This is a genomic window from Dongia sp. agr-C8, assembly GCF_054658695.1.
This window is the reverse complement of record NZ_BAAGHZ010000004.1, coordinates 635,065-647,475: the sequence shown is the minus strand read 5'-3', so window position 1 is coordinate 647,475 and position 12,411 is coordinate 635,065. Positions and strand designations below refer to the sequence as shown.

Here is a 12,411-nt window from a genome sequence, read left to right as displayed (position 1 = left end):
TTGAGCAGTCATGATGCGACCTCTCCAGATTCGGTTTTGGGATTCGGCCTCGGCGATCGGGCTCGGTTGCAGCCGGGCGCCGCGCTGTCCGGAGTATCGGCCGCGACGTCGGATCAAGTGACCTGGGAATCTTGCGTATTGCCTGCTGAAACGTGCTTAACTAGGACTCGCATGCTGGGGATTGCGTGGATAACTTTCTCGTCTGGCGAAGTGCGGGAGGCAGTCCTAACTTCATGCGATGGATGAAGTCGAAACAGCGCGCTCGGCGAAGTTCCTGATCGATCGGCGTGGCGCCGATGCCGCGAAACAATGGGCGGCACGGCGTGCGCTCGAAGTCGGCGATGCCGAGAGCCGCGCCGCCTGGCTCCGCATCCTCCAGGCGATCATCGATCTCAGCCCGTCGCCGGGTGCCGATACGCCGTTCAACTAGAGCCTCGGTGCGGATGCATCCAAAGGTCTAGGCCTTGCGTACCCCATGACGACGACCGCGCAGGGGTCTATGATTGAAATTGACATGGAGACGCTGCTTTCGACAAAGCTCCCGCGCCGAAGGGTGATCGGCCTGGCGGCGCTGGCCGCAGGCCTCTTGCTCGCCGCCTGCGCGCCGCAACAACCGCCGGCGCCGGGCAGCTGGCAGGCGGAGTATTTTCGGCGCAAGGAGAAGTACCGGAAATGGGGCGAGGGGCATGACAATGCGTCTGCGCGCTAGCCTGTTCGTCTTGCCGCTCGGGTTCGGCCTTTGGCTCGCCGGCTGTGCCGGCAATCAGTATCCGACCACGCCGCCGGACCCAAATGATCCCAATCTGACCTGGGCCGAGAAGCACTACATCAAGAAGATGCAATACCAGCAGATGACCAACGACCGGCTGCCCTGATCGTCGTCATCACCCGCGGCGGCTTCATCGGGCAGTTGACGACCTGTCGACGGCCGTGGGTCGGGCCGGTTACCATCGCTCATGACCGTGCTGCCACTCGACGCAATTCGAAGCTACCACGCACACATCTATTTCGATGGGCCGGAGCAATGCCGGCTGGCCGAGACCCTGCGCGAGGAGATCGGGGCGCGCTTCTCGGTGCGCCTCGGCCGCTGGCACCACCGCCTCGTCGGCCCGCACATGCGCCCGATGTACCAGGTGTCATTCGCGCCCGCCGTGTTTCCGCTCCTTGTGCCCTGGCTGATGATCAATCGCCGCGGTCTCGCCGTGCTGATCCACCCCAACACCGGCCGGCCCAGGGACGACCATCTCCTGCATGCGCTGTGGCTCGGCGAGATTCTCGAACTTGATGCCACACCACTCCCGGAACACGACGATTCGCCGGAGCCGGCGATCGAACTCAACACCGATCCCACGCTGACGCCATAGTCGACTCCGCCGGCGCCGCCCCGGGGCCCGGGGACTTGCGTCCCGGACCACGTGTCCATATTGTCCGCCCCCTTTCCCGATCTCCCAGCGACGGACCGGCGATGGCGACAGGGTATTGCGGACTGGATTTTGGCACGTCCAATTCGACCCTGGCGCTCCATGCCGAAGGGCGTGCTTTCCTCTGCCCGCTGGAGGGCCGTTCGGTCACCCTGCCGAGCGCCGTCTTCTATGATGCCGAGGACCATTCGGTTCGCTTCGGCCGCGACGCGATCCGGCACTATGTCGAGGGCGTGGAAGGTCGGCTGCTGCGCGCCTTGAAGAGCGTGCTCGGCAGCAGCCTCATCGAGGAGACCACGCTGATCCAGCGCAAACGCGTCGCGATGCGCGCGATCATCGGCATGTTTCTCCGGCATCTGAAACGCACCGCCGAGGCGCATCACGGCGCGGCCTTGGACAGCGTGGTGCTCGGCCGACCGGTGCATTTCGTCGATGACGACGAGGAAGCCGACCGCCGCGCCGAGGCCGCGCTGATCGCCGCCGCCAAGGCGGAAGGCTTCCGCCATGTCGAAACCCAGCTCGAGCCGATCGCGGCCGCCCTCGCTTACGAGCAGAGCCTCAACCGGGAGGAGCTCTCGCTGATCGTCGATCTCGGCGGCGGCACCTCGGACTTCGTCGTGGCGCGGCTCTCGCCCGAACGCGCGAAACAGGCCGATCGGACCGGCGACATCCTGGGGCGCAGCGGCATCCATATCGGCGGCACGGATTTCGACCGCCGCCTGAGCATCGACAAGGTGATGCCACATCTCGGCACCGGGGTGCGGCTCGGCGAGAAGCGGCTGCCGATGCCGCATTACCTGTTCCACGACCTCGCGACCTGGCACAAGATCCCCTTCCTCTACACCTCGGAGAACCTGCATTATCTGCGCAGCATCGTGCTCAGCGCCGACCGGCCGGAACTGCTCCGGCGCCTGATCGATGTGCTCGCGCACCGCAACGGCCATCGCATCGCCGGCGAGGTCGAGGCGGCCAAGATCGCGCTCTCCGATGCCGAAACCGCATCCTTCGCGCTGCCGCTCGATCCGCCGGTCGCCGTCGATCTCGCGCGCGGCGACATGGAGCGCGCGGTGCGCGACGACACCAACCGGCTGATCGAGACCATCACGCGCTGCACCCAGGCCGCCGCCGTGCAGCCGGAGCGGATTCAATCGGTCTTCCTGACCGGCGGCTCGACCGGTATTCCGGCCGTGCGCAACCGCATCCTGGCGCATCTGCCCAATGCCAAGGCAGTGCCGGGCGATATGTTCGGCAGCGTCGGCACCGGCCTGGCGCTCGACGCCCACCGCCGGTTCGGGTAACGCGAACCCGTGCCATTCCTCCTGTCGACGCAACGCGGCCCCGCCGATACCATGCGGTGGCGCGCCATCGATGCGCAGGCAGCGGGGACTGGGGAAACGGATGTCGTCAGCGTTCAACATCGTCGAAGCGGATATCGCCGCGCTCGGCCGCGCATTGGACCAGGGCATCATCACCAGCGTGGAGCTGGTCGCCGCCTATCTCAATCGCATCGCTTTCTACGATCGGTCCGGCATCCGGCTCAACGCGGTTCCGGTGCTGAACAGCGCGATGTTTGAAGAAGCCCTGGCGTCGGACCGGCGCCGCGCTGCGGGACAGGCGCTCGGGCCGCTGGACGGAATCCCCTACACCGCGAAGGACAGCTACAAGGCGCGTGGCCTGACCGTGGCTTCCGGTTCGCCGGCCTTCGCGCATCTGGTCGCGACCGATGACGCCTTCACCATCGCTCGGCTGCGCGCCGCGGGCGCCGTGCTGATCGGCCTCACCAACATGCCGCCGATGGCCAATGGCGGGATGGAGCGCGGCGTTTATGGCCGCGCCGAAAGCCCGTATAACGCCGACTTCCTGACCTCCGCCTTCTATTCAGGCTCGTCGAACGGCTCGGGTACCGCGACCGCGGCCAGCTTCGCCGCCTTCGGTCTCGGCGAGGAGACCTGGTCCTCGGGCCGGGCGCCGGCCTCCTGCAACGGGCTTGCGGCCTATACGCCGTCGCGCGGCGTGATCTCGATGCGCGGCAACTGGCCCCTGGTGCCGACGATGGACGTCGTCGTGCCCCATGCGCGCAGCATGGCAGATCTGTTCGAGATTCTGGACGTCATCGTCGCCGACGATCCGGAGCCGCGCGGCGATTTCTGGCGGATGCAGAAGGTGCTGGAGATCCCCGCGGCGACCGAGCATCGCCCGACGCGTTACCGCGACCTCGCCGATCCCACGGCCTTGCGTGGCTGCCGCCTCGGCGTGCCGAAGGTCTTCATCAACGAGGATACTAATCCGGATTCATGGGAACCGATCGAGACGCGGGAAAGCGTCATCGCCCAGTGGCGTGCGGCGCGCGCCGCCCTGGAACGGCTCGGCGCGGAAGTCGTCGAGGTCGATTTCCCGGCGCTCACCGAATACGAGCGCGACGGTGTCGGCGGCGAGGCCCTGGTCCGGACCGGCGTGGTCCCGAAAGGATATCCGCATGCCGAGCTCTGGACGCTCAGCATGTTCGCCTGGGATGATTTTCTGAAAGCCAATGCCGACCCCGTGCTCAATGCGCTGGCCGACGTCGAAGGCAAGAAGATCTTCCCGCACCCGACCGGTGCCGTACCGGACCCGATGCACGAGCGCAACATCGCGATCGATCTCAGCGAATACACGCGCCTCGCCCGGGAGCAGGGCATCACCCCGCTGGAGCAGATCCCGGATCTCGCGGAAGGCATCCGCGGGCTGGAACGCTTCCGCCGGGAACGCCACGACGCCTGGCTCGAGGAGATGCGCCTCGACGCCCTGGTCTTTCCGACCCTGGCCGATGTCGCGCCCGCCGATGCCGACACCAATCTCGTCTCGCAGCGCATCGCGTGGCGCAACGGCACCTGGGTCGCCAACGGCAACCTGGTCATCCGCCATCTCGGCATCCCGACGGTGACCGTGCCGATGGGCATCCTCGCCGATATCGGCATGCCCATCGGCCTCACCTTCGCCGCCAAGCCCTATGAAGACACCAAGCTGCTCCGCTACGCCTACGCCTTCGAGCAATCCGGCGCCTGGCGCCTGGCGCCGCCCAGAACGCCGCCGCTCTCGAGCGACATCTTTCCGGTACGCCAGTCCCCAGCACCGGCCGCATCCACCGGATGCAGCCTCGGTGCGACCGCGGTCGATCGGCCGGACGGCCTGGTCGAGATCCGCGTCGAGGGCGAAACCCCGGCGCCGCGGGTCCGGATCTTCGTCAATGGCGTGCCGCTGGAGGTCGCCCGCGACGGCATCCGCTTCACGGCAAGTTGCAGCTTGCCCGCCCAGGCGAACCGCCCCCGCCACAGCGAATGGCGCGCGCCCTACGGCCATCTCGTTCTGATGATCGCCGACGGCGGTGGGTCGCTGCCCTTCGCGGACTACGCGGTCGTGGACGGCGTCGGATAGAGCCGATGAAAATGCTTGCCCCGCCCTGTCGATTTCAGGCCCGCTCGTTCGACGCATTGGGGAAGGGCAGGGCGCCGGAACGCGGGCGCCCTCTTGGCTGAGGAGGTTCCATCATGTGCCGCAATATCAAGACCTTGTTCAACTTCGAGCCGCCGGCGACCGAGGCGGAGATCCAGGCCTCGGCGCTGCAATTCGTGCGCAAGCTCTCGGGCTTCAACAAGCCCTCGCAGGCCAATGCCGAGGCCTTCGACCGCGCGGTGATCGAGGTCGGCGACGCGGCGCGACGGCTCTTGACCTCGCTGCACACCACCGCACCCGCCCGCGACCGCGACGTCGAGGCGCAGAAGGCGCGTGAGCGCACGCGGCTGCGCTTCACGGCTTAGTGCAGCTTTAACCGCGGCCGCACCACGCGGTTCACATGGCCGATGACGATCAGGGTCATGCCTTTCAGCCAGCCGTGGATGCCGATCAGGTGCAGCCGATAGAGCGAGAGATAGACCATCCGCGCCAGCCGCCCTTCGATCGCCATGCGGCCGCCGATCAGGTTGCCCATCAGGCTGCCGACGGTCGAATAGCGGCTTAAGGATACCAGCGAACCCTTGTCGCGATAGACGAAGGCCTCGAGCGGTCGGTTGCGGATCAGGGCCAGGATGTTGCGATAGGCGGTGATCGCCATCTGATGCGCCGCCTGGGCGCGGGGCGGGACCGGCCGCTCTTCGCCTTCCGGCACGAAGAAGCAGCAGTCGCCGATCGCGAAGACCCGGTCGTCGCGGGTCGTCTGCAAGGTCGGCCGCACCACCAGCTGGTTGCCGCGCGTGGTTTCGAGCCCGTCGATTTCCTTCAGGATTTCCGGCGCCCGCACGCCCGCGGCCCAGACCTTGAGGTCGGCCGGGATGGTCTCGCCGCCCTTGGTCCGCATCGCCTCCTGGGTCACCTCGACGATCGCGGTGCCGGTCAGCACCCGCACGCCGAGCGTCTCCAACTCCTCATGCGCCGCCTGGGCGAGCTTCTCGGGCAAAGCCGGGAGGATGCGCGGCCCGGCCTCGATCAAGGTCACCTTCAGCCGGCTCTCGTCGAAGACCTCGAGCCCGTAATGCCGGAGGCCGGCGGCGGCGTTGTAGAGCTCGGCCGCCAGCTCGACGCCGGTGGCGCCGGCGCCGACGATGGCGATCTCGACCTTGGCGTCCACCTTCGGGTTCTCGCTCAAGGCCCGCGAGACCCGCAGGCAATGGTTCAGCAGCCTTTGCCGGAAGCGGTCGGCCTGGTCGCGGTCGTCGAGGAACAGGCAGAACTGCTTGGCGCCCTTGGTGCCGAAGTCGTTGGAGACCGCGCCGATCGCGATCACCAGGTAGTCGTAGCGGATCCGGTGCCGGCCGATCAGCTCGGTGCCGTCCTCGTCCGGGACCGGCGCCACGATCACCTGACGTGCGGCGCGGTCGATACCTTCCAGGCTGCCGTAGAAGTAGCGATAGCCCCAGCGATGCCCATGGCTGCGATAGCCGACCTCGTCGAGATTGGCGTCGAGCGAGCCCGCCGCCACTTCATGCAGCAGCGGCTTCCAGATATGGGTCCGGTTGCGCTCCAGCAGGATGACGTCGAAATCCTCGCGGCCGAGCTTCGCCCCCAGCCGCCGCACCAGCTCCAGCCCGCCGGCCCCGCCGCCGACCACCACGATCTGAGTCTTCAAGATGAACTCCGAATCCCAAGCCCCACCTGAAGGCTCTAGCACATTGCTCCATGGCGCAAGACGAACCTGCGCCGCCAGAATGGACTTAAACCAAAGTGGGACGCGCGCAGCCAATGCCGCCTGGCTATGGAATCGATGGCGGCGGCGCTCACGCCCCCGAGCGCGGCACCAGCAGGCAGCGGAGCTCGCCGGTGCCGGGGCCGCCCGGGCCTTCGTTGCGGCAGATCCAGAAATTGCCGTCGATGCTGTCGCGCAGCCGCGTGGTGATGCCTTCGACATGCTCGCCGGTCGCGACCACGGTCCAGCCGCGGCCCTCCGCGACCACCTCGCCGGGGGCCATCAAACGGCAGTCATGCGGGCCGCAGCAGTTCCGTGTCTTCGGGTCCCGCATGATCCAGGATGCATCGCCATGCGCGAAAGCCAGCGACGCCGTCGCGGCGGCGGCGCAGAACGGCAGGACGATCAACGCAGAGCGCAGCAAGGCTGTCATCGCGAGCCCTCCCGGTTCCTTGGCCATGATACAAGGGACGACAGCCGCGCGAAAGCCGCCGCAAGATGCCGCAGCGCGCCGGGTGCGCAATGTCACTTCTCTTTCCGGCGCCCGGCGCGGCATGATGGCGGCAACGCCGTCCTTCTTCAAAGGAGTCGCGCCATGAAATCCAGCTATCGCCAGCGTTCGATCGGCAACCGCAAGCTCAATCCCGAAACGCTGATGACCAGCTACGGCTATGATCCCTTCCTCTCGGAAGGGTCGGTGAAGCCGCCCGTCTTTCTCACCTCCACCTTCGCCTTCCGCTCCGCCGAGGACGGCAAGGAGTTCTTCGACTATGTCTCCGGCCGCAAGACGCCGCCCAACGCGCAGGACGCGGGCCTCGTTTATTCGCGCTTCAACCACCCGAACCTGCAGATCGTCGAGGAGCGGCTCGCGGTGCTGGAAGGCGGCGAGGGCGCGCTGATGTTCGCCAGCGGCATGGCGGCGATCACGGCGTCGATCCTGGCCTTCGCCCGGCCCGGCGACACCATCCTGCACAGCCAGCCGCTCTACGGCGGCACCGAGACCTTGTTCGTCGGCACGCTCGCGCCCTTCGGCCTGAAGGCGGTCGGCTTCACCGACGGCCTGAGCGCCGGCGCGGTCGAGGCGGCAGTGGCCAAGACCGCCGGCTCGAACGTGCCGATCATCTACATCGAGACGCCCGCCAACCCGACCTGCGGCCTGGTGGATTTCGAGCTGATGGTGAAGGCCGCCGACGAGATCGCCAAGCGCCAGGGCACGCGGCCGCTGATCGTCGTTGACAACACCATGCTGGGCCCGATCTTCCAGGCGCCGCTGCAGCACGGCGCCGACATCGTGGTCTATTCGCTGACCAAGTATGTCGGCGGCCACAGCGATCTGGTCGCCGGCGGCGTGATCGGCCGCAACAAGGACCTGACGGCGATCAAGAAGATCCGCAGCGCCTTCGGCATGCAGCTCGATCCGCATTCGAGCTGGATGCTCGGCCGCTCGCTGGAGACCTTGCACCTGCGCATGGAGCGCGCCAGCACCAGCGCCTCGAAGATCGCGCGCTGGCTGAAGGACCATCCCAAGGTGGCCGAGGTGCATCACCCGGAGCTGATCGAGCGCGGCAACTACCAGGCGGTCTACAAGAAGACCTGCAAGGCCGGTGGCTCGACCTTCGCCTTCACCTTCAAGGAGGCCGGCGAGGCGGGCGCCTTCCGCTTCCTCAACGACCTGCATCTCTTCACGCTGGCCGTCAGCTTGGGCGGCACGGAATCCCTGATCTCGCACCCGGCCTCGACCACGCATTCCGGCGTGGCGAAGGCGATCCGCGACAGCGTCGGCGTCACCGATGGGTTGGTGCGGGTCTCGGTCGGGCTGGAGAATGCCGACGACCTGATCGCCGACCTGGCCGAAGCCATGGAGAAGGTGTGAGTGCGGGGCGCCTAGGCCGCGTCGCGCGATGCCGGGCTGAGCGCCATCAGGAAGTGCTGGAGCATCGCGACCCGGTGACCGCCGCCGCCGGACTGCAGCGTCACCGAGGCTGCGCCCGAGGGCTCGACGGCGACCGTGATCGCGCTCTGGCGCGACGGACCCGCCTCGGGATCCACGATCAGGATCTCGACCGCGGCTTTGCCGGTCGGACCGCCCATGGCGGCCTGCATCTGCTTGGCAAAGCCCATCGCCTCGCCGAGGAATTTCGCGATCTCGTTCTCGCCGGCGCCGGCCGGCAGCGAGCCTGTCGCCCAGCCGCTCCCGGCATCGACCCGAAACGTCGCCGCCAGTCCCTCCGCCGCGAGTGAGCGCTCGTGGAAGGCGGGTTTGGCGGTGACCGGCGCGACCGCGGGCTCCGGCGCAGGGGCAAGACCGCCGTGCTGCTGTGGGGATTTCTTCGCAATCCGTGCCGCGCTTGCCGGCGCTTTCCGGCTGCGGGCGTTGTCCACCGCAACCGCTGTCGCTCGTCCACCGCTCCGCGCCACCGCTGACTCCTGTTGCAAGCCATGACTCAGGAAGAGCCCATGGCGGGAGGCTAGCGGCGAAATCTTGCGCAAACGTAAAAGCGTCCGGCGAGGATAGCGCGCAATTGCCCCGCATTTTAGCGATCCGGCTTGCACGGTGCGGGCATCGTAGAAATTCTCCAGCGGCAGCCGGCCCTGGGTCCTGCGGAACGGCGTCTGCGGCAAGATTTGATTCTGTCTGCGTCCGGTCTGCGTTGGAGGTCAGGCAAGTCCTTGATCCTGCCTGCGTCCGGTCTGCGTCGGAACGCGGCGCTGCTGATTCCGTCTGTGTCCCGTCTGCGTTGGTGTTCGGCACCTGGTGCTGTCTACGTCCGCCGCGTTGCGCCAAACATTCCTGATTTTGTCCGTGTCCGGTCCGGGTAGGAGGTCGCCAAGCCCTTGATCCTGCCTGCGTCCGGCCTGCGTCGGAACGCGGCGCTGCTGATCCCGTCTGTGTCCCGTCTGGGTTGGCGCTCGGCAACCTGGTTCCGTCTGCGTCCGTCTGCGTGAGCCAAGCATTCCTGATTCTGTCCGTGTCCAGTCCGGGTAGGAGGTCGCCAAGCCCTTGATCCTGCCTGCGTCCGGTCTGCCTCGGAACGCGGCGCTGCCGATTCCGTCTGTGTCCCGTCTGTGTTGGCGCTCGGCACCCTGGTTCCGTCTGCGTCCGTCTGCGTTGCGCCAAACATTCCTGATTTTGTCCGTGTCCAGTCCGGGTAGGAGGTCGCCAAGCCCTTGATCCGGCCTGCGTCGGAACGCGGCGCTGCTGATTCCGTCTGTTTCCCGTCTGCGTTGGTATTCGGGAACCTGGTTCCGTCTGCGTCCGTCTGCGTTGAAGGTGACAATCTAAATTCTGTCTGCGTCCCGTCTGCGTTGCAGCGCGGAAGAAACGAGACGCGGCATGACGATTCAAATTGAAAGTCCGCCGCTCCGCGGGATGGATCGCGGCGCATTTCATCGATGCAAGCTGAACCGTTCCGGGTCCATCACCGCGAAGTCAATTATAGCGCATTTCATGAGCCAACTCCATCTTCGCCGCGAGAAAAGCCGCGCTCAGAATTCAGCACCATCGTCATCCTTGGACCCGTCGCCCATGAAGAAAGCGGATCAGTCGCCTTGCAACGCCGGCTCGCGCCAGCGCCAGGGCTCGGTGGTGCGATGGAGTTCCCGATAGCGCAGCAGATTGGCCGCGGAGACGGTCGGCAGCGTGACGCCGTCGACCGCGATCGTCCCGTCATGGGCCAGCGGAAGCAGCCAGCGGAATTCGACACCGCCCCAGAAACGTGTGACCGGCCCGGGCTCGACCAGGGTGAATTCCACCATCACGCCTTCGGCCAGCAGCGCGCGCTTATGCGCGAACCGCTTCGCCGCAATCTCGCGCCAGTCCCCAGCCGCCGCCGAACCGAGAAAGCGATCGAGCGCCGCAAACGAAGTCGCCGGCAGCAGCAGTTCGATATCGCGATGCGCCCGCGCCGGCGACAACCGAGCAACTCCTCCGCCCAGCCGCCGAGCACCAGCGGCGCGAAACCGGCGCACTGAAGGTGCAGATGGACGCGCTTCAGGAATTCTAGATTGCTCGCGCTGCTTTCGCTCATGCGGGAATCTCAAGGGTGGCGACGCCGGTATGCTACGGCGGCGGCGCCGGAAGAAAGCAAGCGCGATCAGGGCAGATTGCTGTCCACTTGCCGCACTCCCTCGGTCGTCGCGTATGGCTAGGCGGGGCGAAAGGCAATTCCATAAAATGGTACTAAGTAGGTGAATTCTACTCGTCTCGATTGTGGCAGGCGCACGGAAGCTGTATATTCTCGCTTCTAAGATGTGGGAGCGCGTCCAGTGCTGAATGTGTTTGCCCGCCTGTTGTTGACAAGCACGGCGCTTGCACCCGTTGGATTGACCTACGCATGGGTAGCGGGGTTCGAGGGATTTGTAATCGCCTCTGCATTGCTTACGGGCGGATGTGTCTTGCTTGTGATCATTTGTCTCCTCCTGCTCTGGAGAGCGCAAAAATCATTAGCGGCTTCTTCATTCCAGGCAGATGAGGTCGAGGCTGCTGATCATGAAAACACTGCGTTCCTCTTACTCTATGTGATGCCGCTCTTCACTTCACAGCTCGATACGCTTGATTGGAAATTCTGGATTCCAACCGTGTTCATCTTCGGAATAATCACTGCGACGGGATACAACTATCACTTTAACCCGATGCTCGGGCTGTTAGGCTGGCACTTCTATAAGGTCAAATCAGTCGAGGGCGTAAAATTTGTCCTAATAACTAAGAAGCAGCTTAGGACGGCGTCAACGAAGCTCACTGTGGGGCAACTCACAGAGTACGTGTTGCTCGACTTGGGGGGGAAGTAGATGGCGGAGCTATATGCCGCTTGTTGGCAAGAAGGACAGTTTGTAGTCAAACGCGTCCTCTTGGCGCGGCAGGTAAGAAATCAGGTTGGAGAGTTGTTCGAGGCGCAAGAGCGGGAGTTTCTCAGGGGCATTGATGACCGCATCCAATTCACTGGCGAATGGAGACCTGAGCCTAACGAACTGCTGGTGCTCGCTCAGCCGGCCGAAGCTCAAATAGTGATCGACGCAGTATCGCGGAACCCAATCGCGCTTCCGAATATTGACGCTGCCAACTTCGCCGACGAAGGCATTGTCAGTCTTTTTACGGCTTTCCCCCAAGGCGGCGGTCACCGAGTTGTTTTCCAGGCCTTCACGAGACAGCAGGTTCTCTCACGAAAGTTTACGGTGCTGTTTGATGGTCAGGTGTTTAACCGCGTGAGCTCGCCGGTCTTCTCACTGGGCGATCGGATTGTTGCAATGTTGGACCCTGCCGGAAACCTGCTGTTCAAGAGCTTCTCTATTGTTCGGAAGATATTCGACATCGCCCACGTCTATCGAGCAGCGACGGACGTCGAACTCGGGGAATTTTGCAACAACGCAAAATTAGCAGTTGAGGATGCCGCAGCGTTCATCAGCATGGCGGACGAGGGAATTCGTAAAGCAGTGTTTGCTCTGGCGAGGGCGGAGGTTCTAGAGAATCACGAAGTTGCGGAGATCCGCACGCAAGCTAGGTCAATTGGTTTCCGGATTTCTATACGCAGGGGGAGACTTGTCGTGCCTCAAGATCGGAAGAGCGCGAAAGAACTGCTCAGCTTCTTGCTCGACAAGGTTTACCGAGGAGCAATCAATCAGCAGCTTTTCATAACGAACTCGCATAGACCGCTTTGAAAGCGAGCTTACCTACTTGTCAGGCGGGGAGGAAAGGTCTGGCTCTGGGGGGCTACAATATCAGTGCTCTTGCCTCACCCCTTCTTCGCTTCCGCCACGATCCAGTCCTTGAACAGCCTGATCTCCGGCCGTTCGTTGGCGCCTTCGGGTAGACTAGGTAGCGAGATCGAAGTCTAG

14 protein-coding genes are annotated in these 12,411 nt (G+C 64.8%); 10 read left to right on the top strand and 4 right to left on the bottom strand.

Annotation, left to right across the window (positions count from 1 at the left end; all coding sequences use genetic code 11):
• Positions 1-238 precede the first annotated feature (238 nt).
• The 7 genes from ACYQ4T_RS23315 to ACYQ4T_RS23285 all read left to right on the top strand — a co-directional run bounded on the left by ACYQ4T_RS23315 (position 239) and on the right by ACYQ4T_RS23285 (position 5,218).
• Positions 239-430 (top strand): hypothetical protein, encoded by a 192-nt coding sequence (locus ACYQ4T_RS23315; protein ID WP_459858995.1) that lies wholly within the window; start codon positions 239-241, stop codon positions 428-430.
• 45 nt (positions 431-475) lie between these two features.
• A complete protein-coding gene (locus tag ACYQ4T_RS23310) occupies positions 476-709 on the top strand; it encodes a hypothetical protein (RefSeq protein ID WP_459858994.1) in 234 nt (77 codons plus the stop codon).
• Positions 693-875, top strand: a complete 183-nt coding sequence (locus ACYQ4T_RS23305) for a hypothetical protein (RefSeq protein WP_459858993.1) — start codon at positions 693-695, stop codon at positions 873-875. The genes ACYQ4T_RS23310 and ACYQ4T_RS23305 overlap by 17 nt, the downstream gene beginning before the upstream one ends.
• An 81-nt stretch (positions 876-956) precedes the next feature.
• Positions 957-1,364 (top strand): DOPA 4,5-dioxygenase family protein, encoded by a 408-nt coding sequence (locus tag ACYQ4T_RS23300; RefSeq protein ID WP_459858992.1) that lies wholly within the window; start codon positions 957-959, stop codon positions 1,362-1,364.
• 101 nt (positions 1,365-1,465) lie between these two features.
• Positions 1,466-2,719 (top strand): Hsp70 family protein, encoded by a 1,254-nt coding sequence (locus ACYQ4T_RS23295; RefSeq protein ID WP_459858991.1) that lies wholly within the window; start codon positions 1,466-1,468, stop codon positions 2,717-2,719.
• A 100-nt stretch (positions 2,720-2,819) separates the two neighbouring features.
• Positions 2,820-4,835 (top strand): amidase, encoded by a 2,016-nt coding sequence (locus ACYQ4T_RS23290; RefSeq protein ID WP_459858990.1) that lies wholly within the window; start codon positions 2,820-2,822, stop codon positions 4,833-4,835.
• A gap of 113 nt (positions 4,836-4,948) precedes the next feature.
• Positions 4,949-5,218, top strand: coding sequence for a DUF2277 domain-containing protein (locus ACYQ4T_RS23285; RefSeq protein ID WP_459858989.1), 270 nt, complete (start codon positions 4,949-4,951; stop codon positions 5,216-5,218).
• Here ACYQ4T_RS23285 and ACYQ4T_RS23280 read toward each other — a convergent pair.
• Positions 5,215-6,522: an NAD(P)/FAD-dependent oxidoreductase gene (locus ACYQ4T_RS23280; RefSeq protein WP_459858988.1), complete on the bottom strand. Its 1,308-nt coding sequence runs from the start codon at positions 6,520-6,522 to the stop codon at positions 5,215-5,217. The genes ACYQ4T_RS23285 and ACYQ4T_RS23280 overlap by 4 nt on opposite strands.
• Positions 6,523-6,670: 148 nt before the next feature.
• Complete coding sequence (locus ACYQ4T_RS23275) at positions 6,671-7,012, bottom strand: hypothetical protein (RefSeq protein ID WP_459858987.1); 342 nt, start codon at positions 7,010-7,012, stop codon at positions 6,671-6,673.
• 162 nt (positions 7,013-7,174) lie between these two features.
• Between ACYQ4T_RS23275 and ACYQ4T_RS23270 the strand changes: the two genes are divergently transcribed.
• Complete coding sequence (locus ACYQ4T_RS23270; protein ID WP_459858986.1) at positions 7,175-8,452, top strand: cystathionine gamma-synthase family protein; 1,278 nt, start codon at positions 7,175-7,177, stop codon at positions 8,450-8,452.
• 11 nt (positions 8,453-8,463) lie between these two features.
• Here the strand turns inward: ACYQ4T_RS23270 and ACYQ4T_RS23265 are convergent, their stop codons facing one another.
• Both ACYQ4T_RS23265 and ACYQ4T_RS23260 read right to left on the bottom strand, forming a co-directional pair.
• A complete protein-coding gene (locus tag ACYQ4T_RS23265; protein ID WP_459858985.1) occupies positions 8,464-8,997 on the bottom strand; it encodes a hypothetical protein in 534 nt (177 codons plus the stop codon).
• Between the two features lie 1,122 nt (positions 8,998-10,119).
• Complete coding sequence (locus ACYQ4T_RS23260) at positions 10,120-10,494, bottom strand: hypothetical protein (RefSeq protein ID WP_459858984.1); 375 nt, start codon at positions 10,492-10,494, stop codon at positions 10,120-10,122.
• 351 nt (positions 10,495-10,845) lie between these two features.
• On the opposite strand from ACYQ4T_RS23260, the gene ACYQ4T_RS23255 reads away from it, so the two are divergent.
• Positions 10,846-11,367 carry a hypothetical protein gene (locus ACYQ4T_RS23255; RefSeq protein ID WP_459858983.1) on the top strand — a complete coding sequence of 174 codons (522 nt, stop codon included), beginning with the start codon at positions 10,846-10,848 and terminating at the stop codon, positions 11,365-11,367.
• A complete protein-coding gene (locus tag ACYQ4T_RS23250) occupies positions 11,368-12,234 on the top strand; it encodes a hypothetical protein (RefSeq protein ID WP_459858982.1) in 867 nt (288 codons plus the stop codon).
• The last annotated feature ends 177 nt before the right edge of the window (positions 12,235-12,411 follow it).

Excerpts from the sequence above, each read along its gene's own strand:
- ACYQ4T_RS23315 (WP_459858995.1), top strand. The coding sequence starts at position 239 with ATGGATGAAGTCGAAACAGCGCGCTCGGCGAAGTTCCTGATCGATCGG.
- ACYQ4T_RS23310 (WP_459858994.1), top strand. The coding sequence starts at position 476 with ATGACGACGACCGCGCAGGGGTCTATGATTGAAATTGACATGGAGACG.
- ACYQ4T_RS23305 (WP_459858993.1), top strand. The coding sequence starts at position 693 with ATGCGTCTGCGCGCTAGCCTGTTCGTCTTGCCGCTCGGGTTCGGCCTT.
- ACYQ4T_RS23300 (WP_459858992.1), top strand. The coding sequence starts at position 957 with ATGACCGTGCTGCCACTCGACGCAATTCGAAGCTACCACGCACACATC.
- ACYQ4T_RS23295 (WP_459858991.1), top strand. The coding sequence starts at position 1,466 with ATGGCGACAGGGTATTGCGGACTGGATTTTGGCACGTCCAATTCGACC.
- ACYQ4T_RS23290 (WP_459858990.1), top strand. The coding sequence starts at position 2,820 with ATGTCGTCAGCGTTCAACATCGTCGAAGCGGATATCGCCGCGCTCGGC.
- ACYQ4T_RS23285 (WP_459858989.1), top strand. The coding sequence starts at position 4,949 with ATGTGCCGCAATATCAAGACCTTGTTCAACTTCGAGCCGCCGGCGACC.
- ACYQ4T_RS23275 (WP_459858987.1), bottom strand. The coding sequence starts at position 7,012 with ATGACAGCCTTGCTGCGCTCTGCGTTGATCGTCCTGCCGTTCTGCGCC.
- ACYQ4T_RS23270 (WP_459858986.1), top strand. The coding sequence starts at position 7,175 with ATGAAATCCAGCTATCGCCAGCGTTCGATCGGCAACCGCAAGCTCAAT.
- ACYQ4T_RS23250 (WP_459858982.1), top strand. The coding sequence starts at position 11,368 with ATGGCGGAGCTATATGCCGCTTGTTGGCAAGAAGGACAGTTTGTAGTC.